At 65.5% G+C, this 24,231-nt stretch carries 24 protein-coding genes and 1 tRNA gene; 14 read left to right on the forward strand and 11 right to left on the reverse strand.

Annotation, left to right across the window (positions count from 1 at the left end; all coding sequences use genetic code 11):
* Nucleotides 1-23: 23 nt before the first annotated feature.
* Nucleotides 24-512: a DUF7549 family protein gene (locus U5914_RS01985; protein WP_336133772.1), complete on the reverse strand. Its 489-nt coding sequence runs from the start codon at nt 510-512 to the stop codon at nt 24-26.
* A 111-nt stretch (nt 513-623) separates the two neighbouring features.
* Here U5914_RS01985 and U5914_RS01990 point away from each other — a divergent pair, with 111 nt between their 5' ends.
* On the forward strand, nt 624-1,079 hold the full coding sequence (locus tag U5914_RS01990; protein ID WP_418766737.1) for a DUF5793 family protein: 456 nt from the start codon (nt 624-626) through the stop codon (nt 1,077-1,079).
* Nucleotides 1,080-1,125: 46 nt separating this feature from the next.
* Here the strand turns inward: U5914_RS01990 and U5914_RS01995 are convergent, their stop codons facing one another.
* Nucleotides 1,126-1,776, reverse strand: a complete 651-nt coding sequence (locus U5914_RS01995; RefSeq protein WP_336133775.1) for a helix-turn-helix domain-containing protein — start codon at nt 1,774-1,776, stop codon at nt 1,126-1,128.
* 135 nt (nt 1,777-1,911) lie between these two features.
* Between U5914_RS01995 and U5914_RS02000 the strand changes: the two genes are divergently transcribed.
* The gene (locus tag U5914_RS02000) at nt 1,912-2,214 is read left to right on the forward strand and encodes a DUF5785 family protein (protein WP_336133776.1); all 303 of its coding nucleotides are present in this window, start codon (nt 1,912-1,914) and stop codon (nt 2,212-2,214) included.
* A 475-nt stretch (nt 2,215-2,689) separates the two neighbouring features.
* On the opposite strand, the gene udk is transcribed toward U5914_RS02000, so the two are convergent.
* Nucleotides 2,690-3,274 carry a uridine kinase gene (udk, locus tag U5914_RS02005; RefSeq protein ID WP_336133777.1) on the reverse strand — a complete coding sequence of 195 codons (585 nt, stop codon included), beginning with the start codon at nt 3,272-3,274 and terminating at the stop codon, nt 2,690-2,692.
* Between the two features lie 116 nt (nt 3,275-3,390).
* Here udk and U5914_RS02010 point away from each other — a divergent pair, with 116 nt between their 5' ends.
* Together U5914_RS02010 and U5914_RS02015 are read left to right on the forward strand one after the other, a co-directional pair.
* Nucleotides 3,391-4,152 carry a GTP cyclohydrolase III gene (locus tag U5914_RS02010; protein ID WP_336133778.1) on the forward strand — a complete coding sequence of 254 codons (762 nt, stop codon included), beginning with the start codon at nt 3,391-3,393 and terminating at the stop codon, nt 4,150-4,152.
* Nucleotides 4,153-4,301: 149 nt separating this feature from the next.
* Complete coding sequence (locus U5914_RS02015; RefSeq protein WP_336133779.1) at nt 4,302-5,585, forward strand: ABC transporter substrate-binding protein; 1,284 nt, start codon at nt 4,302-4,304, stop codon at nt 5,583-5,585.
* Nucleotides 5,586-5,652: 67 nt separating this feature from the next.
* On the opposite strand, the gene U5914_RS02020 is transcribed toward U5914_RS02015, so the two are convergent.
* The 4 genes from U5914_RS02020 to U5914_RS02035 are packed head-to-tail and all read right to left on the reverse strand — an operon-like array spanning nt 5,653 to nt 9,815.
* Complete coding sequence (locus U5914_RS02020; protein WP_336133780.1) at nt 5,653-6,432, reverse strand: ABC transporter ATP-binding protein; 780 nt, start codon at nt 6,430-6,432, stop codon at nt 5,653-5,655.
* Complete coding sequence (locus U5914_RS02025; protein ID WP_336133781.1) at nt 6,429-7,304, reverse strand: ABC transporter ATP-binding protein; 876 nt, start codon at nt 7,302-7,304, stop codon at nt 6,429-6,431. Before U5914_RS02025 ends, U5914_RS02020 begins: the two co-directional genes overlap by 4 nt.
* A complete protein-coding gene (locus tag U5914_RS02030) occupies nt 7,297-8,682 on the reverse strand; it encodes a branched-chain amino acid ABC transporter permease (RefSeq protein ID WP_336133782.1) in 1,386 nt (461 codons plus the stop codon). The genes U5914_RS02025 and U5914_RS02030 overlap by 8 nt, the downstream gene beginning before the upstream one ends.
* Nucleotides 8,679-9,815 carry a branched-chain amino acid ABC transporter permease gene (locus tag U5914_RS02035; protein WP_336133783.1) on the reverse strand — a complete coding sequence of 379 codons (1,137 nt, stop codon included), beginning with the start codon at nt 9,813-9,815 and terminating at the stop codon, nt 8,679-8,681. The genes U5914_RS02030 and U5914_RS02035 overlap by 4 nt, the downstream gene beginning before the upstream one ends.
* A gap of 173 nt (nt 9,816-9,988) precedes the next feature.
* On the opposite strand from U5914_RS02035, the gene U5914_RS02040 reads away from it, so the two are divergent.
* From U5914_RS02040 to U5914_RS02065, 6 genes are all read left to right on the forward strand, one after another.
* Nucleotides 9,989-11,173, forward strand: a complete 1,185-nt coding sequence (locus tag U5914_RS02040; protein WP_336133785.1) for a phosphoglycerate kinase — start codon at nt 9,989-9,991, stop codon at nt 11,171-11,173.
* 3 nt (nt 11,174-11,176) lie between these two features.
* Nucleotides 11,177-11,680, forward strand: coding sequence for a GNAT family N-acetyltransferase (locus tag U5914_RS02045; RefSeq protein ID WP_336133787.1), 504 nt, complete (start codon nt 11,177-11,179; stop codon nt 11,678-11,680).
* A gap of 5 nt (nt 11,681-11,685) precedes the next feature.
* Nucleotides 11,686-11,759 (forward strand) — tRNA-Thr (locus U5914_RS02050).
* Nucleotides 11,760-11,813: 54 nt separating this feature from the next.
* On the forward strand, nt 11,814-12,584 hold the full coding sequence (locus U5914_RS02055) for a pirin family protein (RefSeq protein WP_336133789.1): 771 nt from the start codon (nt 11,814-11,816) through the stop codon (nt 12,582-12,584).
* 84 nt (nt 12,585-12,668) lie between these two features.
* Nucleotides 12,669-13,223: a DoxX family protein gene (locus tag U5914_RS02060; protein WP_336133790.1), complete on the forward strand. Its 555-nt coding sequence runs from the start codon at nt 12,669-12,671 to the stop codon at nt 13,221-13,223.
* 110 nt (nt 13,224-13,333) lie between these two features.
* Nucleotides 13,334-16,369: a PAS domain S-box protein gene (locus U5914_RS02065; RefSeq protein WP_336133792.1), complete on the forward strand. Its 3,036-nt coding sequence runs from the start codon at nt 13,334-13,336 to the stop codon at nt 16,367-16,369.
* On the opposite strand, the gene U5914_RS02070 is transcribed toward U5914_RS02065, so the two are convergent.
* The gene (locus U5914_RS02070; RefSeq protein WP_336133794.1) at nt 16,366-18,207 is read right to left on the reverse strand and encodes an SLC13 family permease; all 1,842 of its coding nucleotides are present in this window, start codon (nt 18,205-18,207) and stop codon (nt 16,366-16,368) included. The genes U5914_RS02065 and U5914_RS02070 overlap by 4 nt on opposite strands.
* 101 nt (nt 18,208-18,308) lie before the next feature.
* Here U5914_RS02070 and fer point away from each other — a divergent pair, with 101 nt between their 5' ends.
* Entirely contained in the window at nt 18,309-18,974 is a 666-nt protein-coding gene (gene fer / locus U5914_RS02075) for a ferredoxin Fer (protein ID WP_336133796.1), read from the forward strand.
* Nucleotides 18,975-19,179: 205 nt separating this feature from the next.
* On the opposite strand, the gene U5914_RS02080 is transcribed toward fer, so the two are convergent.
* Nucleotides 19,180-20,589 (reverse strand): two-component system sensor histidine kinase NtrB, encoded by a 1,410-nt coding sequence (locus tag U5914_RS02080; RefSeq protein WP_336133797.1) that lies wholly within the window; start codon nt 20,587-20,589, stop codon nt 19,180-19,182.
* A 106-nt stretch (nt 20,590-20,695) separates the two neighbouring features.
* Here U5914_RS02080 and U5914_RS02085 point away from each other — a divergent pair, with 106 nt between their 5' ends.
* The 3 genes from U5914_RS02085 to U5914_RS02095 all read left to right on the forward strand — a co-directional run bounded on the left by U5914_RS02085 (nt 20,696) and on the right by U5914_RS02095 (nt 22,052).
* Nucleotides 20,696-21,475 (forward strand): hypothetical protein, encoded by a 780-nt coding sequence (locus U5914_RS02085; RefSeq protein WP_336133798.1) that lies wholly within the window; start codon nt 20,696-20,698, stop codon nt 21,473-21,475.
* A 30-nt stretch (nt 21,476-21,505) separates the two neighbouring features.
* Nucleotides 21,506-21,730, forward strand: coding sequence for a hypothetical protein (locus U5914_RS02090; protein WP_336133799.1), 225 nt, complete (start codon nt 21,506-21,508; stop codon nt 21,728-21,730).
* A gap of 184 nt (nt 21,731-21,914) precedes the next feature.
* Complete coding sequence (locus U5914_RS02095; protein WP_336133800.1) at nt 21,915-22,052, forward strand: hypothetical protein; 138 nt, start codon at nt 21,915-21,917, stop codon at nt 22,050-22,052.
* Between the two features lie 148 nt (nt 22,053-22,200).
* Here U5914_RS02095 and sucD read toward each other — a convergent pair whose 3' ends face one another.
* Nucleotides 22,201-23,070 carry a succinate--CoA ligase subunit alpha gene (gene sucD, locus U5914_RS02100; RefSeq protein WP_336133801.1) on the reverse strand — a complete coding sequence of 290 codons (870 nt, stop codon included), beginning with the start codon at nt 23,068-23,070 and terminating at the stop codon, nt 22,201-22,203.
* A 1-nt stretch (nt 23,071) separates the two neighbouring features.
* Nucleotides 23,072-24,217 (reverse strand): ADP-forming succinate--CoA ligase subunit beta, encoded by a 1,146-nt coding sequence (gene sucC, locus U5914_RS02105; RefSeq protein ID WP_336133802.1) that lies wholly within the window; start codon nt 24,215-24,217, stop codon nt 23,072-23,074.
* Nucleotides 24,218-24,231: the final 14 nt, after the last annotated feature.

Here is a 24,231-nt window from a genome sequence, read left to right on the forward strand (position 1 = left end):
AAAACACCCGCCCGATACAGCAATCAAGCCCGCTCGACGACCAGAAGCGTCCCGCCGAGGAAGAACATGAAGAAGACCCCGACCGGAATCGTGAACACCGCGAGCCCGACCCACAGGTAGTAGCAGGCGACCGCAAGCGGCAGGCCCGCCCCGACGAGGAGCGCGCCCATGAGACGGACCGGGTCGACCGGCGATTCGGCTTCGAGCCGTTCTTCGTAGACGTAGTAGGCGATGCTCAACACGAGCGCGAGCGACAGCAGGGCGGCGCCGACGACCCACAACTGGTAGGCCGTCGCGGTCGCTTCGGTCGCGGCGCCGTCGGCGCCCTCGTGAACGAACGCCGAGAACGCCCGGAGATCGGCCAGCGTGGGCGTGAACTGGATGAAGACGTAGGGGAAGTGTATTCGAATCTGGGTGCCCGTCGGGATGTACGTGACGACCCACGGCATGAGCGAGCAGAGCCACGCTGACAGGACGGCGAGTTCTCCGGCGTATTCCGAGCGGACCCACATACCGCTTGCCGCGCCGGGCAGGGAATAAAAGATACCGCATCGCGGGCGGAAGGCGTCTCCTATGGCGTTACGTTCATGTCCGCGGCCACCCTAGGTGTTGATACTCAAGGGATGCGGCGTGATTACTTCACTCTGACCGTCGACGGTGTTGCCACGGACGAGCCACAGCGGCCCGTCGTCACGATTACCTACGAAGGCCCGACCGAACAACTCGAATCGCGGCTGACCAAGGGCGGGTCGCTCCTCTCCGAAGAGGAGGTCGACGTCGCCTACCGCCTCAAGGACCCCCTCGACGCCGACAGCCCCGAGGGCGTCGTCGCGCTGGCCGACCGGATGACCGGCGAGTACGTCCTCGAACTGAACGCCGACGCCGACTCCGTCTTCGAGTTCATCGAAGCCGCCCGCGAGTTCGGCGCCGAACGGGACAACGACGACCGGTATCGGATCGTCCTCGAAACCGACGACGGCCATCTCGCCACCTACGACATGTCGTCGCTGCTCGTCTACGATTCCGACGGCGACCTCCTCCGCGGCGAGAGCCTCATTCCCAGCGGCGTGGAGCTATAACGTACCGGCAAAAAGGGCCAACCGTCTTTTCTATCCGGGCGCGTCGCTACTGGATTAGCCCGGTGACCACACGGGATTCAGCTTTTCGGAGGTGTTCGTCGACCGTCGAGGGCGCACAGTCGAGGTTGTCGGCGATGTCCTTGTGGGTCGCCCGCCGCGGCACGTCGTAGTACCCCTCCTCGACCGCCGTCTCGAAGACCTCCAGTTGGCGGTCGGTCAGCGGCGACAGTAAGTCCTCGTTGCCGGGGATGTACGTTCCCGCGTTGTTCACCGAGAAGTCGATAGCGTCGGGCATCGCACCCAGCGCGTTCCGGAGGTTCTCGTGGGTACCGACTAGCGTCGCCCGGAGTCCATCGTCGGTGAACTTCAACGGCGTATCCACGATGAGGGCGTGTTCGTGGGCGACGTCGAGTAGGACGTTCCCCCGGGACGTTCGGTCGGCGTGGACGAAGACGTGATAGCCGTTGCCCGCAAGGTCGACGGTCTCGTGGTCGTGGACGGCGTCCCGCTCCGAGAGCGCGTCGGCGAAGCCTTCGCCGTCGCCCGTCACTCGATATAAAAGGACCGTCGTCCCGTCCGCCCGGGAGTCGACGTGCAGGAGCGCCTCGCGTGAAATCGCGTCGTGGCCCGCGAGAAAGCGGTCTATCGGGTGGACGGCGCGCTCGGTCGGCGAGAGGCTGAGTTTCAAGTATTGCATGGGGTCTCCGGTCTATCCGGGACCGGGTCAGGACGGGGATTTAAGGTTCTGACAAAAACGTCCAAACGTTGCGAACCGTCCACACGGCAACCGGGAGCGGAAACGCTTTTGGGACGGGTGGCCGACCCATACGGTATGGACTGGCCCCACGACCCCGACGGCGAGGAAGGCTCCGAGGGGAAACGCAAGTACGGGCAGGCGGTTCTCGCAAAGAAACTCGACGAAGAGGAGGACTTCCCCCTGAAAAAGGAGGACTTCGTCGCGGACCACGGCGACGAACCCGTCCGCATCAACCACGAGCGCGTCGTCAGCGTCAACGACATCTTCGAACACGTCGAGGAAGACGAGTTCGAGGACATCGTCTCGTTCCACAAGGCCACCGGCCGCGCGATGCGGTCGGCCGGCATGTGGGATATCGACGTCGAAAAACACGCCTGAAACTTTTTGCACGGGCGCCTACGGCGCCCGGCAAAAACCTTCATGAAAAAGACACGGCGGGCCTCCCTCAGGAAGACTCGCTTCGCTCGTCTTCCAACGCTCCCGCTCACTCCGTTCGCGGGACCTCCGGTCGGCCCTTGGTCCCGCGCTCCCTTCGGTCCCGCGGGGAACCGCTCGCGCCCTACGGGCGCTCGCGGACATCAACTCTATTTCCTGCTAAGGCAGCCTGTACAAGAGATACCTCGAAGCTTGCTGAATTAAGAGCCCGAGATGGCATCCGCCGAGCGGGGCGTCCGAAGGTCGCCCCCGAGGCGGTTCCCGGCGCCGAACGAAGTGAGGCGCCGTAGCGACGAGTGACTAACGCGCGGCGAAGCCGCGCGGCAGGAACGAGTCGCGCATATTTTCCCCACGTTTTTGCCGCGGAGGTGGGTTCGGCGCCGCAGCGCGCCGAACCGCCGGAGCGTGCAAAAAGTGGCTAGTCGATGCGGTTCCGAAGCAACTCCACGGCCTTCTCGTTGGCGCCTTCGGGAATAACGAGGTGGGCGTGGCGTTTGGTGGGGCGGACGAACTGTTCGTGCATGGGCTTGACCGTCGAGAGGTACTGGTCGATGACGCCCGAGAGGTCGCGGCCGCGTTCCTCGACGTCGCGCTGGATTCGGCGGAGGACGCGTACGTCGGCGTCGGTCTCGACGTAGAGTCGGAGGTCGAGGCGTTCGCGGACGGCATCGTCGTAGAGCGCGAGGATGCCCTCGATGACGACGACGGGAGCGGGGTCGACGTGGACCGTCTCGTCGGTCCGGCAGTGGGCCTCGAAATCGTACTGCGGCATCTCGATGTGGTCGCCCGATTCGAGCGAATCGAGGTGGTCGCGGACGAGTTCCCAATCGAAGGCGTCGGGGTGGTCGTAGTTGATGCGAGCGCGTTCCTCCGGCGGGAGCGTCGAGCGGTCCCGATAGTAGTTGTCGAGGGGGAGAACGTGCACGTCGGCGACGTCCTCCGTGACCTGCTGGGCGACGGTGGTCTTGCCCGCCCCCGACCCGCCGGCGATACCGATGAGCATGCGAGAAGCGTCGGCTGGAACCCTCAAAAGGCCGTCGTGGTCGGACGACGGTGAGCACGCCGCTCGCGCCGGAACGGATGATAAGGCAAATACCGGCGGGTTGCTAACCTCCTCGCGTGACGAACACGCAGGTAACGCTCATCCAGATAGACAACTACGGGCCGTGGACCGTCACGCCCGAGCCACGCCGCGAGCCGGACCTCCAGACGCTGCAGTCGCGACTGTACGCCGACCTCTCCCAACTCATCGGCAACCGGGACGGCTACGTCTTCTTCACCCGTTTCGACAACATGGTCGCGGTGACGAACGGGCTGGATACCGACACCCACGCGCTGATTCAGGAATCGGTCGGGAACCGGTATCCGGTGACGATCAGCCTGAGCATCGCCGCCGACCCCGCACCGGGGGAGGCACTCGGGGTCGCAACCGACCAGTTGCAGGACGCCGGGAGCGCACAGGACAAAGGTCGGACGGAAATCCTCCGCGGCGACCCCGTGCCGGAGACGGAACGCACCGACGGGGACGTACAGGTCGCCCACTTCGACGTCAACGACGCGACCGCGAAGTACACCGACCAGCTCAACGAGTTCGACTCCTTCATCAACATCGAACAGGGCTACGCCGAGTTGATGCGATACATGTGGCGGGCCCACCAGTCGCCCTCGTTTTTCGTCGGCGGCGACAACATCATCTCCGTCTGCAGCGACATCGACCACGAAGGGTTCGCCGACGCCATCGAACACGTTCAGGAGGCCGTCGGCGTCGACCTGAAGGTCGGCGTTGGTTCTGCGGACAACGCCCAGTCGGCCGGCATGGCCGCCAAACACGCCCTCGAGACCTGTCGCGAGGAGAACACCGCCGTCGAGTTCGGTACCTGATACGGGCGGCGCGAATCGTTGCGACCGACCGTACGAACGCGCCGTTCGAATTCCGGAGACGCTGGTGGGAAACAGCCGGGGATTCAAATACCCGACCGATGTCAATGAGGCGCACATTTATAACCCACCGGTTTATATAGCCACCCGGTATGCCACGCAACATCAAACGACGCGACGTATTGAAGGGTGCCGGGGCCACTGGGGCTGCCGTCACGTTCGCCGGCTGTCTCGGCGGCGGAAACGGCAATGGCAATGGGAACGGCAACGGTGGCAACGGGAACGGCAACGGTGGCAACGGTGGCCGCGAACTCAAGCAGGGCGTCCTGATGCCGCTTTCCGGTGACCTCGCGAACCTCGGCCAGCCCATCCGCGACGGCGCCATCCTGCCGGCCGCGGAGCTGGAGGGCGCGACCGACTACACCATCGACATCCAGGAGGAGGACACGGAGACGAACCCGCAGGCCGGTATCTCCGGTGCCGACGCGCTCATCGACGCCGGCTATCCGGCCATCACCGGCGCGGCCTCCTCCGGCGTCACCATGCAGGTGACCCAGCAGTCGACCATCCCGAACTCGACGGTCAACTGCTCGCCGGCCTCGACCTCGCCGGCGATCACGAGCCTCGAGGACGACGGCTACTCCTTCCGGACCTGTCCGTCCGACGCCCTGCAGGGGCAGGTCATCGCGCAGGTCGGTGCCGAGGAACTCGGCAACTCCGACGCCGCGACGATGTACGTCAACAACGACTACGGACAGGCGCTCTCGCAGTCCTTCGCCGACACGTTCGAGAGCGAATACGACGGCGAGGTCAAACAGCAGGTCTCCTTCGAACAGCAGCAGAGCTCCTACACCTCCCAACTGGAGTCCGCGCTCAACGACAGCCCGGGCATGCTCGTGGTCATCGGCTACCCCGAGTCGGGCAACCAGCTGTTCCGCGACTACTATAGCGACTTCGACAGCGGCGAAGACATCGTCGTCACCGACGGACTCATCGACGACGAACTGCCGGACAACGTCGACAACGACATGGGCAACGTGACCGGGACCGCACCGAAATCCAGCGGTCCCGGCCGCGAGGACTTCGACGAACTCTACCAGGAGGAGTACGACCGCTCCCCCGGCGTCTTCAACGCCCACGCCTACGACGCGACGGCCATCTGCCTGCTGGCGAACGTCTACGCCGGCGAGAACGACGGCACCGCCGTCCGCGACAACATGCAGCGGGCCGCCAACCCCGAAGGCGAGGAGTTCGGCCCCGGCGAACTCGCGGAGGCCATCGAGGCCGCCGACGCCGGCGACGACATCAACTATCAGGGCGCCTCCTCGGCGACGAACTTCGACGACAACGGTGACATGGTCGCCGTCTCCTACGGCGTCTACGAGGTCGAGGACCGCGACTTCACCGAGGTCGACGAAGTCCAGTTCGGCCAGTAACCCGAAACCCCAGCTTTTCTTTCGAAAACGCAGTCCGCGACCCGATACTCCGAGGTCCGCGACCGACTTAGCCGCCGAGGAACTCCTGTCGGACCTGCTCGTCGCCGAGCAGCGCGTCGCCGGAGTCCATAAAGCGGTTCTGCCCCTGCACGAGGACGTAACCGCGGTCACAGCGCCGAAGCGCTTCCTTGGCGTTCTGCTCGACCATGAGGACGGCCGTTCCGGCCTCGTTGATGCGGTCGATGCGGTCGAACATGTCGTCGACGAGGTCGGGCGCCAGTCCCGCCGAGGGTTCGTCCAGCATGAGCAGGTCGGGGTCGAGCATCAGCGCCCGCCCCATCGCGAGCATCTGCTGTTGGCCGCCGGACATCGTGCCGGCCTTCTGGTCCTTCCGTTCTTCCAGAATCGGGAAGCGGTCGAAGACCTCGTCGAGTCGCTCCTGCGGCACCTCGTCGAGGATGTAGGCACCCATCTCGAGGTTCTCCAGCACCGACAGCGTCGAGAAGATGTTGTCCGACTGGGGGACGTAGCCGAGGCCCTTGTGGATGATGTCCTCGGGTTTCTCGCCGGTGATGTCCTCACCGTCGAACTCGACGGTGCCGCCCATGTGGTTCGTCAGCCCGAAGATGGATTTCATCACGGTCGACTTGCCGGCACCGTTCGGCCCGACGATGGTGACGTACTCGCCGTCCTCGACGTTCATGTCGACGCCTTCGAGGATCTGCAGGTCCCCGTAGCCGGCGTCGAGGTCCCCCACCTGCAGGAGGCTGTCGTCGGCCGTCGTGAAATCCGTCGCGTTGACGCTCGCTTCCGAGACGTCCCGCTGGTCGCCAGTTCCGGAGCTCATATGTCCTCACCCAGATATGCCTCGATGACCTGTTCGTTGTTCCGTATCTCCTCGGGCGGCCCCTCCGCAAGGAGCTTGCCCTGATGCATGACGATGACGTGTTCGCAGTTCTCCATGATGAGGTCCATGTCGTGTTCGACGAGCAGGAACGTGTAGCCCTGCTCGCGGAGCGCGTGCACCCGGTCGAGGAGTTTCTCCTCCAGCGACGGGTTCACGCCCGCAAACGGCTCGTCCAGCAGCAGCACGTCGGGGTCGACCATCAGCGCCCGAGCGAGTTCGAGCAGTTTTCGCTGGCCGCCCGAGAGGTTGCCCGCGTACTCCTCGGCGAGGTGGTCGATTTCGAAGAACTCCAGCGTCTCCCAGACCTCCTCGCGGAGGTCCTCCTCCTGTTCGATGACGTCGCCGCGAAGGCCGGGCGTCACCGACCGATAGAGTTTCTCACCTATCTGTCCGCGTGGCGCGAGCATCAGGTTCTCGAGGACGGTCATCTCCTCGAGTTCGCGGGCAATCTGGAAGGTCCGGACCAGCCCGCGGTCGGCGATCTCGTAGGGCTTCCGTCCCGTGATGTCCTCGCCTTTGAACAGGACCGTCCCGGCGTCGGCCTCGTGGACGCCGGTGATGCAGTTGAACGTCGTCGATTTGCCGGCGCCGTTCGGGCCGATGAGACCGGTCAGCGAGCCCTCCTCGACCTCGAAGGAGACGCCGTCGACGGCGGTGATACCGCCGAAGTGCTTTTCGAGGTTCTGGACGCGCAAGGGTAGGCCGCGCGGCGTCTCCTGGGCGGCCTTCTCGACCTCGCTTTCCTCGACGTCCGGCAGTTCGTCGGGGGCTTTCGCCTCGGGGCTGCCGGCCGACTCGGGGGCGTCACTCATCGGATTCACCTCCGTCGGTCGCCGCCGTGCCCTCGCGGTCGCTGAGGTCGACGCTCGCGGCGATTTCCTTGCGGTGGCCGAGCAGGCCGTCGGAGCGGTTCTGCATCAGGTAGACCAGCACGACGCCGAGGAAGATAAAGCGGAGCGAACTGATGTTGTTGATGGTGTAGCCGAGCCATCCCAGCGGGTCCAGCGCGGTGAAGGCCGCATAGAAGTTGTTCGGCGAGGGCATCGAGGCACCGGGGCCCGAAAGCGTAATCAGGAGCGCTTCGGTGCCGGCTTCGATGACCCGTGCCAACTGTCGCGGTCCCTCGAAGAGGAACGCCGCGAAGACGGCGCCGCCGACGACGCTGCCGGTGTTCGACCCCGACCCGCCGACGATGAGCGCCGTGAAGATGTAGAAGGTGACGATGGGGCGGAACGTGTTGGGGTTGACGAAGCCGTAGGTCCCCTGCCAGAGGATGCCGCCGAGTCCCATCAGCGCACAGCCGACCATGAAGACCTTGACCTTGAACCAGCGGGTGTCCTTGCCGAGCGACTGGGCGACGAGTTCGTCCTCCCGAATCGCCTTCAGGACGCGGCCGAACGGGGAGTTCCCGATGCGGACCAGCAGGATGTAGTAGGCAGTCATGACGAACACCAGCAGGAACAGGCCGTAGGTGGCGCCGTTGACGACGCTGGTGTTAACGCCGAGTGACTCGCCGAGGCTGTAGACGAACTGGCCGAGCGCGTTCGGGTCGCTCCCCGGTCCGTAGAGGTACGACGTCGGTGAGGAAAGCGGCGTATTGATACCCTGTCCGCCCCCGGTCCCGAACTTGAGGCCGAAGACCTCGACGACGTTGTAGCTGCTGGATTCGGGGTCGGTGACTGTCCCAGAGAAGTAATCGGCGTTGAGGACGAGTCGGATGATTTCCGAGAGGCCGACCGTGACGATAGCGAGGTAGTCGGCTTCGAGTTGGAGTGCCGGCAGCGCCGCGATGCCGCCGACGATGGCTGTGATGACCAGCGCACCGAGGATGGCAAGCGGGACGGGTAGCCCGAACCCGGGCGGCGAGCCACCCGGCGGCGCGGCCAGAATCGACATCGAGTAGACGCCGACGGCCATGAACCCGGCAATCCCGATGTTGAAGAGGCCGGTGTAGCCCCAGTGGAGGTTCAGCGCCAGTGCCATGATGGCGTAGACGGCGATGAGGAAGGTGAGGTTCTGCAGGGAGTTGGCAACCGCCGGGACGATTTCCGCGTTCGCCATGAACGAGAGGTAAATCTGTGAGAGAGCGTAGACGAGGTAGGTGCCGGCCAAAAGCGCGATGATGAGTCGTTTGTCGTCCTCCTTGATGGAGTCGGGGACGGCGCTCCAGAGTCGCTGACCGACGCTCATGCGGTCTTCACCCCCCCGAACAGTCCTTCGGGTCGATAGAGCAAGACGAGAATCATGACCGTGAACGCGGCGACGCGAGCGAAGTCGGAGGGAATCCACACCAGCGAGAGTCGGGAGGCGATACCGATGATGATGCCGCCGGCCATCGCCCCGTAGACGCTACCGATTCCGCCCAGGATGACGCCGGCGAAGATGAGCAGCAGAAGCCGCCAGCCCATGTTGAAGCTGATGACGCCGCGTTCGAGCACGATAAGGAAGCCGGCGATGCCGGCGAGACCGCCACCGATGATCCACGTCGCGCGGATGACGCGTTCGGTCGGGATGCCGGTCACCTGCGCGAGGTCCTTGTTGTCGGCCATCGCACGCATCGCCTTGCCGAGTTTCGTCCGCTGCAGCAGGAAGTGGATGCCGAACATGAGCGCGATGGCGGCGACGATGAGCGTAATCTCGTGAAGGTCGATGGGAACCGAGCCCTCGCCGACCGGGATATCGAACTGCGGGATATCACTGGTCGACGTCAGACCGGACGAACTGGTGCCGAAGACGAAGACGATGGCATAGCGGAGTGCCAGTGCGACACCGATAGAGGCAATCAAAAGCGGAATCCCGCCCTTGTCGCGCATCGGTCGGTAGACCCATCTGTCGAGCAGGAGGACGACAGCAACCGTCCCGAGCCCCGACGCGATGAGGCCAAGAACGACCGCGAGCGGGGCGTTCATGACGGAAACGAGGGACGATTCGCCGAACAGGAAGATATCACCGAACGGGGCATCGACCGAGAGCGTGACAAACCCGACGATGTACGCCACGAGCCAGCCGGAGAAGGCGCCCGTCGTGATGTAGTCCCCGTGAGCGAAATTGGCGAAGTTGAGAATGCTGTACGTCATCGAGAGTCCGACCCCGGCGAGGCCGACGACCAGCCCGACGATGAGTCCGTCGAGCAGGAACCGGGCCAGGTTCGAAAGCGGGACCTCACCACCGATGAGGTGAACGCCGCCGGGTGCTACGGACACGTTCGCCGCTTTCAGTATCAGATCGACGAGCAGGTACAGAAGCACGACGACCAGCAGCGCGACAGCCGGACGTTCGATGAGGACTCGCCTGCCAGTCGAGTATGTCTCAGCTACATCCATGAGTCGAGTTCACGCAGTACCTTCGGATGCCTAGCAATAAATAAACCTTCGTTACCGATTCGCTCACTCGCCTTAATTGTCGGACATTGACGGCCGTAACGACCGTAATCGGCGGTCGGCCGAGGCGACCGAGGAACAAAACGCCTATGCGGGCCCCGCGGGGAGCCCACAGTATGATACGGACGCTCGACGACCTCGATGTCGAGGGGGCGGCACTCGGGGTTCGCGTCGACATCAACAGCCCACTCGAGGACGGCGAGTTGGCCGACGATGCTCGGCTTCGCGCCCACGTCGATACCATCGAAGAACTCTGTTCCCGCGGCGGTCGCGTGGCCCTGCTGGCCCATCAGGGTCGGCCGGGTGGCGACGAGTTCGCGGACCTCGCGACCCACGCCGACCGCCTCGACGAGCTCCTCGATTGTCCCGTCGACTACTGCGATACGACCTTCTCCTCGGGCGCCCGCGAACGCATCGACGGCCTCGACGACGGCGAGGCCGTCCTGCTAGAGAACACCCGCTTCTACTCGGAGGAGTACATGTCCCTCGACGCCGAGGCGGCCGCCGGCACCCACCTCGTCGCCAAGCTCTCCCCCGCGCTCGACGCCTACGTCAACGACGCCTTCGCGGCGGCCCACCGCCGCCAGCCGTCCATCGTCGGCTTCCCCGAGACGCTTCCGTCCTACGCCGGCCGCGTCATGGAAGAGGAAATCGACGTCCTCGGCAACATCGACGAGAGCCCCGAACCACGCGTGTACGTCCTCGGCGGCGCCAAAGTCGACGACTCCATCGACGTCGCCCGCTCGGTCCTGCAACGCGGCCTCGCCGACGCGGTCCTCACCGCCGGCATCGTCGGCAACGCCTTCCTGCTTGCGGACGGCGTCTCCCTCGGGGCGGCCTCCGCCGCCGTCGTCAACGAGCGCAGCCACGAGGCCGTCCGACAGGCCGGCGACCTGCTGGACGATTTCAGCCACCGCATCTACATGCCCCGTGACGTGGCCGTCGAACGCAACGACGAGCGCGTCGAAATCGGCCTCGACGAACTCCCCGCGGAGGAACCCGCCATGGACATCGGCGCCCGGACGCTGGCGGCCTACGCCGACATACTCGAAGACTCCGGCACGGCCATCCTCAACGGGCCTGCTGGCGTCTTCGAGGACCCGCTCTTCGAGGAGGGGACCCGCGAACTCTACAACGCGGCGACCCGCTCGGAGATGAGTATCGTCGGCGGCGGCGACACCGCCGCGGCGCTTCGCGGCCTCGGCGTCGACGGCTTCGACCACGTCTCGACCGGCGGCGGTGCCGCCCTCAAGATGCTCACCGGTGAGACGCTGGCCGGCGTCCAGGCGCTCGACCAGTAACCCGTGTCCGACGACGCCTATCGCATCGACCCCGCCGACAGCGACGACGCCGAGACGATGGCGGACCTGTGGGTCGCCCTCGCCGCCGACCAGCGGGCCTACGGCTCCCATCTCGACCCCGAGGCCAACCGCGACCGGATGGTCGAGGTGATGCTCCAGCAAGTCGTCGCGGACACCGCGTTCGTGGCCCGAGACGGCGACCGAATCGTCGGCTTCGTCACCTTCGGCCGCGAATCGGAGACCTTCGAGCAGGACCTCGTTCGCGGCCAGATACACAACGTCTTCGTCCGCGAGGGGCGCCGCGGCGAGGGCATCGGCACCGACCTGCTTTCGGCCGCCGAGGAGCGGTTGGTAGCGATGGGCGTCGACAGTATCGCCCTGCAGGCGATGGCGACCAACGAACGCGCCCGTGCGTTCTACCATCGACACGGCTATCGCCCCCACCGCATCGAACTGGAAAAGCCGGCCGAAAGCGATAGCCTCACAAAAGGCGACCGACAAGAGTGATTCGCGCCAGGGGAGCTTGGGTGGTCCAAGCACCCGACTTGTAATCGGGAGTTCGTGGGTTCAAATCCCACCCCTGGCTTTCTGCCTTCGTCGCTCAGAACCCATATAGCGCGCGATGCCCTACCCACACGTAATGGACGAGTCATCGTCGGCACGAGCCCAGTCACGGATACATACGGCGCCACGAACGGACGTTTCCCAGAACCAGGGGAAGTTCCGCATCCATCTGAACTTTCCCGGACACAACCTCCCGGGCCACGACGACCACGGCTACGGCCCGCTGGCGACCGTCGTCGAGTCGTTCATGGACCCCGGCACGCTTATCCGGATGCACCAGCACCGCAACGAAGAAATCATCTCGTGGGGGCCCGATGGCGTGATGCGTCACGACGACCGACAGGGGAACGAACTGGTCACCGACGACGAGCACCTGATGGTGATGGGCGCCGGAAGCGGCTTCTGGCACGCCGAAGAGACGCTCGCCGACGACCCGCCGCTGCGGATGCTTCAGATATTCGTCCGGCCGCCCAGCCTCGGTTTAGACCCCAGCATCCAGCACGAACCGATTCCGGAATACACGGCGAACGAGTGGCGTCATCTCTTCGGTCCCGAAGGCGGCGACGCACCGCTGTACGTCCGCAACGACGCCGAATTCTACGACTGCCGACTCGAATCGGGTGCGACCGTCACGCTTCCATCGCGAGCGGGGTGGGATACCTACCTCTACGTGTTCGATGGAGCGGTGACCCTCGGGGACGGGGAGGCACACATCGGGTTCACCGAAAGCGCGCTCGTGACCGCGGACGACGAGGTACCTGTAACCGCCACCGAGGATTCGACGCTGGCCGCCTTCCACATCAACCCGGACGCGCCGATTACCCGACAGGGAACGATCGGCCGCTAATTTCGGCGACCCCGTGTTTTTGTATTCATACCCACCACCTTTGTGAAAATGTTTAAGTATCAGATGTGAGATGAGACAAATGTTATGTCTTCCCAAGAGGTCCGGCTAGAAAGCACCATCGGTGGCTACACCGCGAAGGGTCAACTCCACACGCTGAGCGTCTGGTTCATCCTCGCGTTGCGGCTCATGATGGGAATCGCGTTCCTCCAGAGCGGCGTCGACAAGGTCCTGTCCGGGAGCTTCAGCGCCGCCGGCTACCTGCAGAACGCGCCGCCGTCGAACGGGAGTCCGGTCGCGGACCTGTTCGTCAGTATGGGGAACACGGCGTGGTTCGTCGACTTCGTGAACATCGCCGTCCCGTGGGGGGAGGTCCTCATCGGCCTCGGCCTGTTAGTAGGTCTTCTCACCCGACTGGCCGCCTTCTGGGGCGCGTTCATGATGCTCATGTTCTACCTCGGCAACTGGGACGTCAGCCACGGGTACATCAACGGCGACTTCGCGTACATGCTGGTGTTCCTCTCGGTGGCGGCGTTCGGTGCCGGTCGCATCCTCGGCCTCGACGCCTACGTCGAACAGTACGAGGTCGGTGGCGTCCCGCTCGTCGAGCGGTATCCGTGGACCCGATACCTCCTCGGGTAGTCGACCCAGCACACCACCGGTCGGACTCGAATTTTATCGTGACGGCGGCCCCGTTCGTGGTCACCGCTTAAGTCGCAGGGGGCCCATGAACTGGCAATGCGTCCCGACCCATGAGTGCAGGTACCGACCCGATTACCGTCCTCCACGTCGACGACGACCCCGAATTCGCGGAACTGGCCGGGACCTTCCTCGAACGCGAGGACGACCGAATCACGGTCGAGACGGCGACATCCCCGGCGGCGGGACTGGAGTTTCTCGCCGCCAGCGACGTCGACTGCATCGTCTCGGATTACGACATGCCGAGGACGAACGGCATCGAGTTCCTCGAAACCGTCCGCGCGGAGTATCCCGACCTCCCGTTCATCCTGTACACCGGGAAGGGAAGCGAGGAGGTCGCAAGCGACGCCATCTCGGCGGGCGTGACCGATTACCTCCAGAAGGAGACCACGTCGAGCCAGTACGCGGTGTTGGCCAACCGCGTAACCAACGCCGTCGACCAGTACCGCTCGAAACGCGCCCTCGAGGCGAGCAAAGAACGCCTCTCGCTGTTCTTCGAGGAATCGCCGCTCGGCGTCATCGAGTGGAACGACGAGTTCGAGGTCGTCCGCGCCAACGAGGCCGCAGCGGACATCCTCGGATACGACGACGGCGACCTCTCGGGTCGCTCGTGGGCGGGTCTCGTCGCCGAAAGCGACCGCTCGGAGACCGCCACCGTCATCGAGGGAGTACTCGAGAACGAGGGCGGCTACCACACCGTGACCGAGACCCGTCGGAAGGACGGCGAGCACGTCCTCTGTGAGTGGCACAACTGGGTCGTGACGAACGATGCCGACGAGATAATCGCGATATTCTCGCAGTTCCAGGACGTCACGGAGCAGCGAACCCGACAGCAGGAACTCGAACGCCACCGCGCCGTCGTTCAGGCCGCGACGAACACGATACTCACGGTCGACGAGGAGAACCGAATCGAATCGGTCAACCCCGCCGTCGAGGACACCTTCGGCTACACGCCCGAGGAACTGGTCGGCGAACCGGTGACGACGCTGATGTCCGAGGCGGTGGCCGAACGGCACATCGCCGCCTTCGAGCGCTACCTCGAAACCGGCGAGCGAACCCTCGAGTGGGAATACACCGAACTCGAAGGCCAACACCGCGACGGGTCGTCGATTCCACTCTCGGTCACCTTCGGCGAGGTGACCTACGAGGGCGAGCGGCTGTTCGTCGGCATCATCCGCGACATCACCGAACGGAAAGCACGCGAAACGGAACTCCAGCGGAAGGAACGCCGGTATCAGGCGGTGCTCAACGACCCCAACATCCGCGTGGGGTTGTTGGATACCGACGGGACCGTACAGGACGTCAACGAGACGGCACTGGGATACATCGAGCAGTCCTTCGAAGAGCTTCGCGACGAGCCGTTTTGGATGACACCGTGGTTCGCCCACTCGGAGACCGTACAGACGAAGGTCCGAGACTGGATCGACCGGGCGGCCGCCGGCGAGTACGTCGAGTACGAGATCGACCTCGAACACCCCAACGGCGACCCCTACACCGTCGAGGGCGTGTTCCGGCCGGTCACGAACGACGACGGCGAGGTCGTCTCGCTTCTCGTTTCGGACCGCGACATCACCGAGCAGAAGGAACACGAGCGCGAACTCGAATGGACGAACGCCGTCCTCTCGTCGCTTCTGGAGACGCTGCCCGTCGCGGTGCTGGCCGAAGACGAAGAACGGGAGGTGCTGGCGGCCAACCAGCGGCTGTTCGACCTCTTCGAGATGGACCGAACGCCGGAGGAGGCCATCGGGGCCGACTGTGAACGTATCGCCGAGGAGGTCAGCGACATGTTCGTCGACTCCGACGGCTTCGTCGAGCGCATCAACGAAGTCGTCGACGAGGGCGACGCCATGACCGACGAGGAGATAGCGGTTCGGGACGGCCGCACCTTCACGCGAAGCCACGTCCCGGTCGAACTGCCGGATGGGCCGGGGCATCTCTGGATGTATCGGGATATCACCGAACGGAAGGAGTACGAACAGCGACTCGAAGCGCTCAACGAGCGCGCCCAGAACCTGATCGGCGCCGAGTCTCGCGAGCGCGTCGCGGAGATCGGCGTCGAGGCCGCACGCGATGTGCTGGGGCTGGACACCAACGCCGTCCAGCTCGCGAACGACGAGCGGGACGCCCTAGAGCCGGCGGCGCGGACCGAAACCATCGACGAACTGGTCGGTGACCTACCGACGTTCACGCCGGGAGACAGCATCGCGTGGCGAGCCTACGAGGAGGGAGAGGCCCTCGCTATCGACGACGTCCACGACGATGCGGACGTGTACAACCCGGAGACCCCGATTCGTAGCGAACTGCATCTCCCGCTCGGCGAGCACGGTATCCTGATCGCCGGCTCGCTGACGCCGAACGCGTTCGACGAGGAGGACATCGCGCTCGGCCAGATTCTGGCCGGCAGTATCACGACGGCCTTCGAGCAGATCGAACGGACGGAGCAACTCCGGGCCCGCGAACGCGAACTGACCCGACAGAACGACCGGCTCGAGGAGTTCGCGAGCATCGTCTCTCACGACCTCCGGAACCCGCTGAGCGTCGCGTCGGGCCGCCTCGAGTTGGCACGGGAGGACTGCGACACGCCGCATCTCGAACCGGCCGAGCAAGCACTCGACCGGATGAACGCGCTCATCGACGACCTCCTCACGCTCGCCCGACAGGGCGACGTGGTCGGCGACCTCGAACCGGTCGCCCTCGAAGCAGTCGTACGCCAATGCTGGGAGAACGTCTCGACCGGCGACGCCGCGGTCCGAATCGAGACCGACCGCGTCGTGGCGGCGAGTCGGGGGCGCCTCCAGCAACTCCTCGAGAACCTCTTTCGGAACGCCCTCGAACACGGCGGCGAGGACGTGACGGTCACCGTCGGCGACCTCGACGGCGGGTTCTACGTCGAGGACGACGGGACCGGCATCCCGCCCGAGTCGCGGGAGGAGATCTTCGAAGCCGGATACTCGACGGGCGATGCGGGGACCGGCTTCGGTCTGAGCATCGTCAAACAAATCGTCGAGGCCCACGGCTGGGAGATTCGAGTCACCGAATCGGACGCCGGCGGGGCGCGGTTCGAGATATCGGGCGTCAGGTCGTCCTAGAGCCCCCAGCCGATGGCGATTCCGACGGTTGCGACGACGCCGAGCAACAACTGGAGTGGGCCGCCGACCCGAAGGAAATCCGAGAACTCGTAGCCGCCGGGCCCGTACACCATCAGGTTCGTCTGGTAGCCGACGGGCGTCATGAACGACGTCGCCGAGGCGAACATCACCGCCAGGAGGAACGCGAACTCGTTGGCACCGAGGCGGGCGGCGGCGTCGACGCCGACCGGAATCATGAGCACGGCCGTCGCGACCGGCGTGATGACGCTGGCCAGCAACCCGACGGCGGCATAGAGCACGAACAGCACGCCGAGAAGTGGGAGCACCTCCCCCGTCGCGACGATGAACTGCGCGACGGCGGCCGCACCACCGGTCGATTCGAGGGCGAGACCGAGCGGGATGACGCCGGCGAGCAGGAAGACGACGTTCCACGAGACCGCCCCGTAGGCGTCCGCGGTCGTCAGACAGCCGGTGACGACCATCGCGACGACGCCCGCGAGCGCGGCGATGACGATGGGCAGGACGTCCAGCGCCGCGAGTCCGACGACGCTCGCGAGGATGCCGACCGCCACGGGCGTCTTCGATGACAGCGGCGCCAGTTCCGCGATGTCGGTACTCGCCATGCGGTCGATGGCGCGCTCGTCGGCGACGAGGAGGTCCCCCGTGTCGGTGAAATAGCGAATCGACGCCGGCGTCGTCCGCACCAACAGCATGTCGCCGGCCTGAAGCGTCCGGTCTTTGAGGTCGGTTCTGAGGAGTTCGCCACCCCGGCGCACCGCGAGGACGCTCGTCTCGTGATACTCGTGTAAGCCGGTCTCGCCGACCGTCTCGCCGACGTATCGCGAATGGTCCGGTACGACCGCCTTCGCGAGCGTGCCGTCGGTCGCCGTCGCCTCGAAGGTGTCCTCGGTGACGGCCTCGCGGGACCGCTGGCCGAGGCCAGCCGCCTCCCGGAACCGGTTTACGGCTTGCAGCGAGCCGTGGACGACCAGCGTGTCCCCCGCTTCGAGGAGCCGGTCGGAATGTGGCCCGGCGTAGGCCCGGCCGTCGCGGCGGGCTTGCAGGAGTCGAACGTCGGGATACGCCTCGTCGAACGCCTCGACGGAGACGCCGACGGCCTCCGAAGTCTCTCGGACCTCCATGAACGTGAGGTAGTTATCGAGGTCGAACTCCGAGACCGGGTCGCTGTCGACCGGCACGCGCGCGGGCGTCAGTCGCCACCCGACGGTCAGCAGGTACGCGATGCCAACGGCCAATAGCACGGCGCCGAGGCCCGTGAACTCGAACATGCCGATGCCGTCGCGGCCGTCGATGAGAAGGCGGGCGAAGTCGCTGGCGACGATGTTCGTCGACGTCCCGATGAGCGTGAGCGTTCCGCCCAGAATCGCGGCATACGACAGCGGCAACAGGAGTTTCGACGGGCTCATGTCCGTCTTCTCGGCGAGGTCGGTGACCATCGGGATGAAGACGGCGACGACGGGCGTGTTGTTCACGAAGCCGGCGATTGGGCCGGTCGTACAGACGGTCGCGACGAGCGCGCGGAACTCCTTGCCGGCAGTGAAATCGGCGAGATAGATGCCGAGTCGCTCGACCAGCCCCGTGTTCTGGATGCCCGCGCTGAGCATGTACATCGCGATAATCGTCACCGTCGCGGGGTTGGCAAAGCCCGAGATAGCGGCCCGGGAGTCCACGCCGGTCCACGGTTCGAGGACGACGAGCGCGGCCACGACGCCGATGGCGGTAACGTCGTTGGGGACGATTTCGGTGAGGAAGGCCACCAGCACCGCGACGATGAGGAGGAACACGACGGTGGCGCCCGAAACCTCGAACACCGGCATGCACGTTCCGACTCGGGTCGCCCTCTTTACTGTTGTCCCACCACCAGCATGGATTGCTACGGTACAGGGGTTTATCCGTCTCATCCGACTACTCTCCAGCAATGCCGTCCCCGTTCGAGGTGTTGGAAATCGAGCCCGGAGCCGACGAGGAGACGGTCGAGCGGGCCTATCGCCAGCGAATCAAGGACGCCCATCCGGACCACGGTGGCTCACAGGAAGCGTTTCGCCGCGTCCGGCGGGCCTACGAAGCGATACAGAGCGGCGACGTCGACGCCGAACCGGAGCCGGAAGCGTCGCCGGAGCCCGACCCCGAACCCACCGTCGAGAAACCGCCCGAGGAGCGGCCCTCGCGCGTGGAGTATCTCGACTACGAGGTGCTGGCCGATTTCGACTGGTCGGTGACCGACGACGACCTCTTCGAGAAGGCCGCCGACGCGAACCTCGATACGCGTGATTACGGCCGGTTCCTCGTCGAACCCGGCGAGTTCCTGCTGGAGGCCGCCGAGGAACGCGGCTTCACGTGGCCCTTCGCCTGCCGGGGCGGCGCGTGTGCGAACTGCGCTGTCAAGGTCGTCGAGGGCGAACTCTCCCAGCCGGTCGACCACATCCTCTCGCCGGAACTCGTCGACCGGGGAATCCGACTCTCCTGTGTCGGCGAACCGCTCACCGAAGAACTCCGCATCGTCTACAACGTCAAGCACCTGCCGGAGTTGGAGGAACTGCGATTGCCACCGGGGCCGTTCAAACGGGCGAAGGCCGACGATTGAGACGGCGACCGCCTCCGTGAGCCCACGCTGTCGATGTGGCAGAGGTCTTCTCAGATACCGAAACCGCTGTGGCGGTATTTAGTCGAAGCAGTGACGACAGTATCACATGTACCTCCTGCAGAAGGGTGGGCTGTTCGTGTTGACTGCACTCGTCGTCGGGCTGGTGTTGCTGACGATATCGTATCTCGGCACGGTTCTGTGACGGTCAGCGGTCGGCCAGCGTCTGGACGCCGGTAATCTCGAATCGAGCGCCGCCCGCGGAGCTTTCGGCCGCCTCGATGTCCCAGCCGTGAGCCTCGGCGATGCTCTGGACGATAGCCAACCCGAGGCCGGTGCCGTCGTCGCCGGTCGTAAAGCCGGCCTCGAATATCTCGTCGCGTTTGTGCTTGGGGATGCCGGGGCCGTCGTCCTCGATGAAAAAGCCCCTGTCGTCGATCATGCCGACGCGGACGTGGGCGTCCTCGCCGCCGTGTTCGATGGCGTTCCGAAAGAGGTTCTCGAAGAGTCGTCGGACCCGCTCGCCGTCGGCGGTGATATCCGGCAACTCGCCGTAGTCGAGCTCGGCCCACATCTCGTCGACGCTGCTCCACGCGAGGCTGACGGTCTCCTCGAGGTCGACGCGTTCGAACTCGTCGACGTCCTTGCCCTGTCGGGCGAGCGTGAGCACCTCCTCGATGAGTTTCTCCATCCGTTCGAGGGACTCCTCGGCAGTCTCCAGTTGCTGTTCGTTATCGTCCTTGCCGCGAGCCATGCCGACGTTGCCGATGGCGACGTTGAGCGGGTTCCGAAGGTCGTGGCTGACGACGCTGGCGAAGGCCTCGAGTTGCTGATTGCGGCGTTCGAGTTGCTCGCGTTTCTCGTGTTCGTCGCTCCGGTCGGCGAGCACGAGGACGTAGCCGAGGAGGGTGTCGCCGTCCTGTACCGCGGTGAGGGTCCCTCGACCGTGGAACGTCTCGCCGTTTGCTCGTCGGAACTCGTCTTCGAACTCGACGGCGTCGGTCCGGAGGGCGCGCTGGAGGTCCTGTTTCGGCTCGCGGTCGCTGTGTTCCGGATAGAGGGCGTCGAGGCGCGCGCCGACGACGTCCTCGGGGGCGAAGCCGGTGAGGTCGGCCGCGCCGTCGCTCCACTCGTCGATGTAGCCTTCGGGGTCGAGACGGGCGACGACGAACCCGCGGGCCGCATCCAGCGTCCGCTCGGCGCGGTCGGCGCGGGCCTCGAGATTCCGAACCGTGTTCCGGCGGCGGGTATCGACGAAGGCGGCGATAGCGCCGCCCGCGGCGCCGACCGACGCGACCGTCGCGAGAATCAAAAGCGGGTCCAGCGAGGCATCGAACACGCGCGTCCGGAGCAGTACGACGTCCGCCGAGAGTCCGACGGCAAGGGCCCCGACAGCGGTCCACAGGAGAACGCGTCCCGAATCCGCCGCCAAGCCCCGGACTCGGACGCCGAGCGCCAGCAGGAACCCCCCGGAGAGGAACACGGGAGTCAGCGCCAGTACCAGCATCGGGTCGAGCGTCTCGGCGACGTAGGCCCGTTGGCCGGCGATGCCGATGGCCCCGATACCACAGAGCACCAACAGCGGCCCGGCCGGCACTGCGTCAGCGAATCGTCCCATCGGGCGAGTCTGTGTCCGCGTCCGGTATAATCTCTCGCATCGACACGATTCCGGACAACGGGCGTCGGCCGCAAGCGCTTTCTCGGCGGCCGTATCACGGCAGGGTATGGTCACTTCGGTCGAGGCGGCAGCCATGCTGGCTGCCGCCCTCATGGGTGGGCTCGTCGCCCGGTTGGCGGTTCCGACCCGCAGGACCGTCCTCGCCGCCGGCCCGTGGACCGTCACCGCCGCGCTCGCCGTCGTCGCCGCGCGCATGGGCGCCTACGACGCGCTCGCGGTCGAGATATCCTCTCGAGCCGTCATCGCCGCCGTCGCCGCACTCGCGACCGGGAGTTGGGCCGGAAGCATCCATCTGGCCGACCTGCGCGGACTCGCCTATCGGGACCGGTATCTGGCCGCGACGGGCAGTGCGGCCGCCGTCATCCTCGGCGGGGCGGTCCTGTTTCAGGCCGATTTCCCGCCGCTGCGACTCGCCTGGTTCGTCATCGCGCCGACCGCCGCCGCGTTGCTCGCGGCCGTCGGTTACTTCCTCCTCGGGTTGGTCTACACCGACGCCCTCGCCGAACTCCGATTGGCCGGCCTCTATACGCTCGGAGCCATCGCCCTCGACGGCGTCGCCTCGGCGGTCGTCGTCGAGCAGTTGGGCGGGACGCGAACCGGACTGGTGACGACGGCCCTCGACTGGCTGGCGGGGATGGCCGGCGTCGACCCGTTCCTGTGGGCGTTGCTGCCCGGGCACGTCGTCGTCGGCATGGCGTTCGTCGGCGCCTGTGGCTGGGCGAGCAAACGGAGTCACGCGGTCGGCCTGCTCGTTGCGCTTCTCGGCTCTATCGCCGTGCTGTGGGCGGCGGCCGTGTTGCTGGTAGCCACCGTGCTTCTCGGATAGCTTCTTATCACACCGCACTCAACGGGACCTGTGAGCAGTTACATCCGTGACCCCGTCGGGACCGGCGTGGCCGTCCTCATCGGCATCGTCTTCGGCGTTACGCTCGCGGCACCGATGCTTCCCACCCACCTCTCGCTGGGGCTGGAGGTCGGCGGCGACCGCATCACCGCGTTGCTCGTGTTGGGGACGCTCGGCCTCGTCGCCGTCCCCGTCGGCGTGTTCCTGCTGTACCTCCTGATTTCCCGGATGGAGTAGCGAAATAATACTTCCCGAATATCCGTCCCATCCCCGAGTAGGATGCGTTATCAAGGGGTTCGTTCGAGCGATTTCGATAATTATATCCGAAGATTTTTGCTCGTGTAATTAGTAGCCGCAACAGCAAGTCGGGAATCGGCAAGCGGTGGGGATGCACCCGCTTCCCGCTTGTTGGGGAGGACCTATGGTCGAAGAAGGAACCATCACCTGTACATGCGGTTCGCTGGTCGCATTCGACGCCAACGACGACAGAGTCTACTGTGACTGCGGTGCCAACTACATCGTCACGATAACCCAGATAAAGTCGCCGTCGGACGACTGACGGCGTCTCACCGCGCCCCAACTCGGGGTGCGTTTCGACGACTCGCTAGCCGGCGGTTCGGATATTCGAGTCGACAGTCGATGTCACGCCCGCGGAGGCGGGGTCGCGGCCGAAGCGCCGCGGCCCGCCGGAGCGTGCAGAAAGTGGCTTACAGGTAGTCCTCGATGTGGTCGACGACTTCGTTGGGGGTGTCGCCGACGGGGACGCCCGCGTCGTTGAGGGCGTCGATCTTGGACTGGGCGGTGCCGGTGCCGGACCCGGAGACGATGGCGCCGGCGTGGCCCATGCGCTTGCCCGGCGGTGCGGTGCGGCCGGCGATGAAGCCGGCGACGGGCGTGTCCATGTTGGCGCCGATGAACTCGGCGGCCTCTTCCTCGTCCTCGCCACCGATTTCGCCGCACATGACGACGGCCTCGGTGTCGGGGTCCTGCTCGAACATGTCGAGGGCGTCGACGAAGTCGGTGCCGATGATGGGGTCGCCACCGATGCCGACGGCGGTGGTCTGACCGATACCGCGGCTGGTGAGGGTGTCGACGACCTGGTAGGTCAGCGTCCCCGAGCGGGAGACGAGGCCGACGTTACCGGACTCGAAGATGTTGCCCGGCAGGATGCCGAGTTTGGCTTCGCCGGGGGTGATGAGGCCGGGGCAGTTGGGCCCGACGAGGTGGGTGTCGGTCTCCTTGAGTTTGCGGTAGACCTTCGCCATGTCCTGCTGGGGGATGCCCTCGGTGATGGCGACGACGAGGTCGACGGGCGAATCGAGCGCCTCGAAGAGGGCGTCCGCGGCGAAGGCCGGGGGGACGAAGACGACCGAGGCGTCGGCGTCCTCCTCGCGTGCGGCCTTGTGGACGGTGTCGTAAACGGGGACGCCGGCGACTTCCTGACCGCCGCGACCGGGGACGGCGCCGGCGACGACGTTGGTCCCGTACTCCATCATCTGGGAGGTGTGGAACTTCCCTTCCCCGCCAGTGATGCCCTGTACCACGACGCGCGTGTCGTTGTCGACTAGGATACTCATGTCAGTTCGCCTCCTCATCGGCGTATTCGACCGCACGCTGGACGGCGTCTTCCAGCGTCTTTTCGACGGTCACGAGGTCGGTGTTCAGGATTTCCATGCCTTCCTCGGCGTTGGTGCCGGCGAGGCGGACGACGACCTTCTTCGGAATCTCGTCGAAGCTTTCGAGGGCTTCGTTGATACCGCGGGCGACCTCGTCGCCACGGGTGATGCCGCCGAAGATGTTGAAGACGACCGCGTCGACGTTCTCGTCGGAGAAGACCATGTCGAGCGCGTTGGCGACGCGGTCGGCCTTGGCGCCGCCGCCGATGTCGAGGAAGTTGGCGGGTTCGCCGCCGTAGTAGTCGACGAGGTCCAGCGTCGTCATGACGAGACCCGCGCCGTTGCCGATGATGCCGGTGTTACCCGAGAGGCGGACGTAGTCGAAGCCGTACTCGTTGGCCTTGGCTTCGAGTTCGTCCTCCGCGGCTTCCTCCTCCATCTCCGCGAGGTCGGGATGTCGGAAGAGCGCGTCCTCGTCGATGTTCATCACCGCGTCGGCGGCGATGACCTCGTCGTCCGAGGTGACCATCAGCGGGTTGACCTCGATTTCGGTCGCGTCCTTGTCCTCCCAGAGGTCGTAGAGCTGGGTCAGGATGGAGGCGACGTCGTTGGCGACCTCGCGGTCGACGCCGGCATCGTAGACGGCCTTCCGGGCCTGATAGGGGTGCATGCCGAAGGCGGGGTCGATGTGTTCCCGAACGATGGCGTCGGGGTCCTCCTCGGCGACCTCCTCGATGTTGACGCCGCCGCGGGTCGAGACCATCGCGACGGGCTTGCCGACGGTCCGGTCCATCGTCACGCCGACGTAGAGTTCGTTCGTGAAGTCGACGGCGGCCTCGACGAGCACGCGGTCGACGTGCAGTCCCTTGAGGTCCATTCCGAGGATATCGTCGGCGGCCTCGCGGGCCTCGTCGGCGTCGTCGACGAGTTTGATACCGCCCGCTTTCCCGCGGCCGCCCACCTGTACCTGCGCCTTGATCGCGACGGGGTAGCCGATCTCCTCGGCCGCCTCGACCGCCTCGTCGACGGTCGATGCGAGCGTGGAATCCGGAACCGGAATTCCGGCATCGGCGAAGACTCCCTTCGCTTGATACTCGTGTAGCTTCATCCACCTGAGTTGGC

The sequence above is a fragment of the Natronomonas amylolytica genome, from assembly GCF_037031205.1.
GTDB classification, from domain to species: domain Archaea; phylum Halobacteriota; class Halobacteria; order Halobacteriales; family Haloarculaceae; genus Natronomonas; species Natronomonas amylolytica.

Excerpts from the sequence above, each read along its gene's own strand:
- U5914_RS01985 (WP_336133772.1), bottom strand. The coding sequence starts at position 512 with ATGTGGGTCCGCTCGGAATACGCCGGAGAACTCGCCGTCCTGTCAGCG.
- U5914_RS01990 (WP_418766737.1), top strand. The coding sequence starts at position 624 with ATGCGGCGTGATTACTTCACTCTGACCGTCGACGGTGTTGCCACGGAC.
- U5914_RS01995 (WP_336133775.1), bottom strand. The coding sequence starts at position 1,776 with ATGCAATACTTGAAACTCAGCCTCTCGCCGACCGAGCGCGCCGTCCAC.
- U5914_RS02000 (WP_336133776.1), top strand. The coding sequence starts at position 1,912 with ATGGACTGGCCCCACGACCCCGACGGCGAGGAAGGCTCCGAGGGGAAA.
- udk (WP_336133777.1), bottom strand. The coding sequence starts at position 3,274 with ATGCTCATCGGTATCGCCGGCGGGTCGGGGGCGGGCAAGACCACCGTC.
- U5914_RS02015 (WP_336133779.1), top strand. The coding sequence starts at position 4,302 with ATGCCACGCAACATCAAACGACGCGACGTATTGAAGGGTGCCGGGGCC.
- U5914_RS02020 (WP_336133780.1), bottom strand. The coding sequence starts at position 6,432 with ATGAGCTCCGGAACTGGCGACCAGCGGGACGTCTCGGAAGCGAGCGTC.
- U5914_RS02025 (WP_336133781.1), bottom strand. The coding sequence starts at position 7,304 with ATGAGTGACGCCCCCGAGTCGGCCGGCAGCCCCGAGGCGAAAGCCCCC.
- U5914_RS02030 (WP_336133782.1), bottom strand. The coding sequence starts at position 8,682 with ATGAGCGTCGGTCAGCGACTCTGGAGCGCCGTCCCCGACTCCATCAAG.
- U5914_RS02035 (WP_336133783.1), bottom strand. The coding sequence starts at position 9,815 with ATGGATGTAGCTGAGACATACTCGACTGGCAGGCGAGTCCTCATCGAA.
- U5914_RS02040 (WP_336133785.1), top strand. The coding sequence starts at position 9,989 with ATGATACGGACGCTCGACGACCTCGATGTCGAGGGGGCGGCACTCGGG.
- U5914_RS02055 (WP_336133789.1), top strand. The coding sequence starts at position 11,814 with ATGGACGAGTCATCGTCGGCACGAGCCCAGTCACGGATACATACGGCG.
- U5914_RS02060 (WP_336133790.1), top strand. The coding sequence starts at position 12,669 with ATGTCTTCCCAAGAGGTCCGGCTAGAAAGCACCATCGGTGGCTACACC.
- U5914_RS02065 (WP_336133792.1), top strand. The coding sequence starts at position 13,334 with ATGAGTGCAGGTACCGACCCGATTACCGTCCTCCACGTCGACGACGAC.
- U5914_RS02070 (WP_336133794.1), bottom strand. The coding sequence starts at position 18,207 with ATGCCGGTGTTCGAGGTTTCGGGCGCCACCGTCGTGTTCCTCCTCATC.
- fer (WP_336133796.1), top strand. The coding sequence starts at position 18,309 with ATGCCGTCCCCGTTCGAGGTGTTGGAAATCGAGCCCGGAGCCGACGAG.
- U5914_RS02080 (WP_336133797.1), bottom strand. The coding sequence starts at position 20,589 with ATGGGACGATTCGCTGACGCAGTGCCGGCCGGGCCGCTGTTGGTGCTC.
- U5914_RS02085 (WP_336133798.1), top strand. The coding sequence starts at position 20,696 with ATGGTCACTTCGGTCGAGGCGGCAGCCATGCTGGCTGCCGCCCTCATG.
- U5914_RS02095 (WP_336133800.1), top strand. The coding sequence starts at position 21,915 with ATGGTCGAAGAAGGAACCATCACCTGTACATGCGGTTCGCTGGTCGCA.
- sucD (WP_336133801.1), bottom strand. The coding sequence starts at position 23,070 with ATGAGTATCCTAGTCGACAACGACACGCGCGTCGTGGTACAGGGCATC.
- sucC (WP_336133802.1), bottom strand. The coding sequence starts at position 24,217 with ATGAAGCTACACGAGTATCAAGCGAAGGGAGTCTTCGCCGATGCCGGA.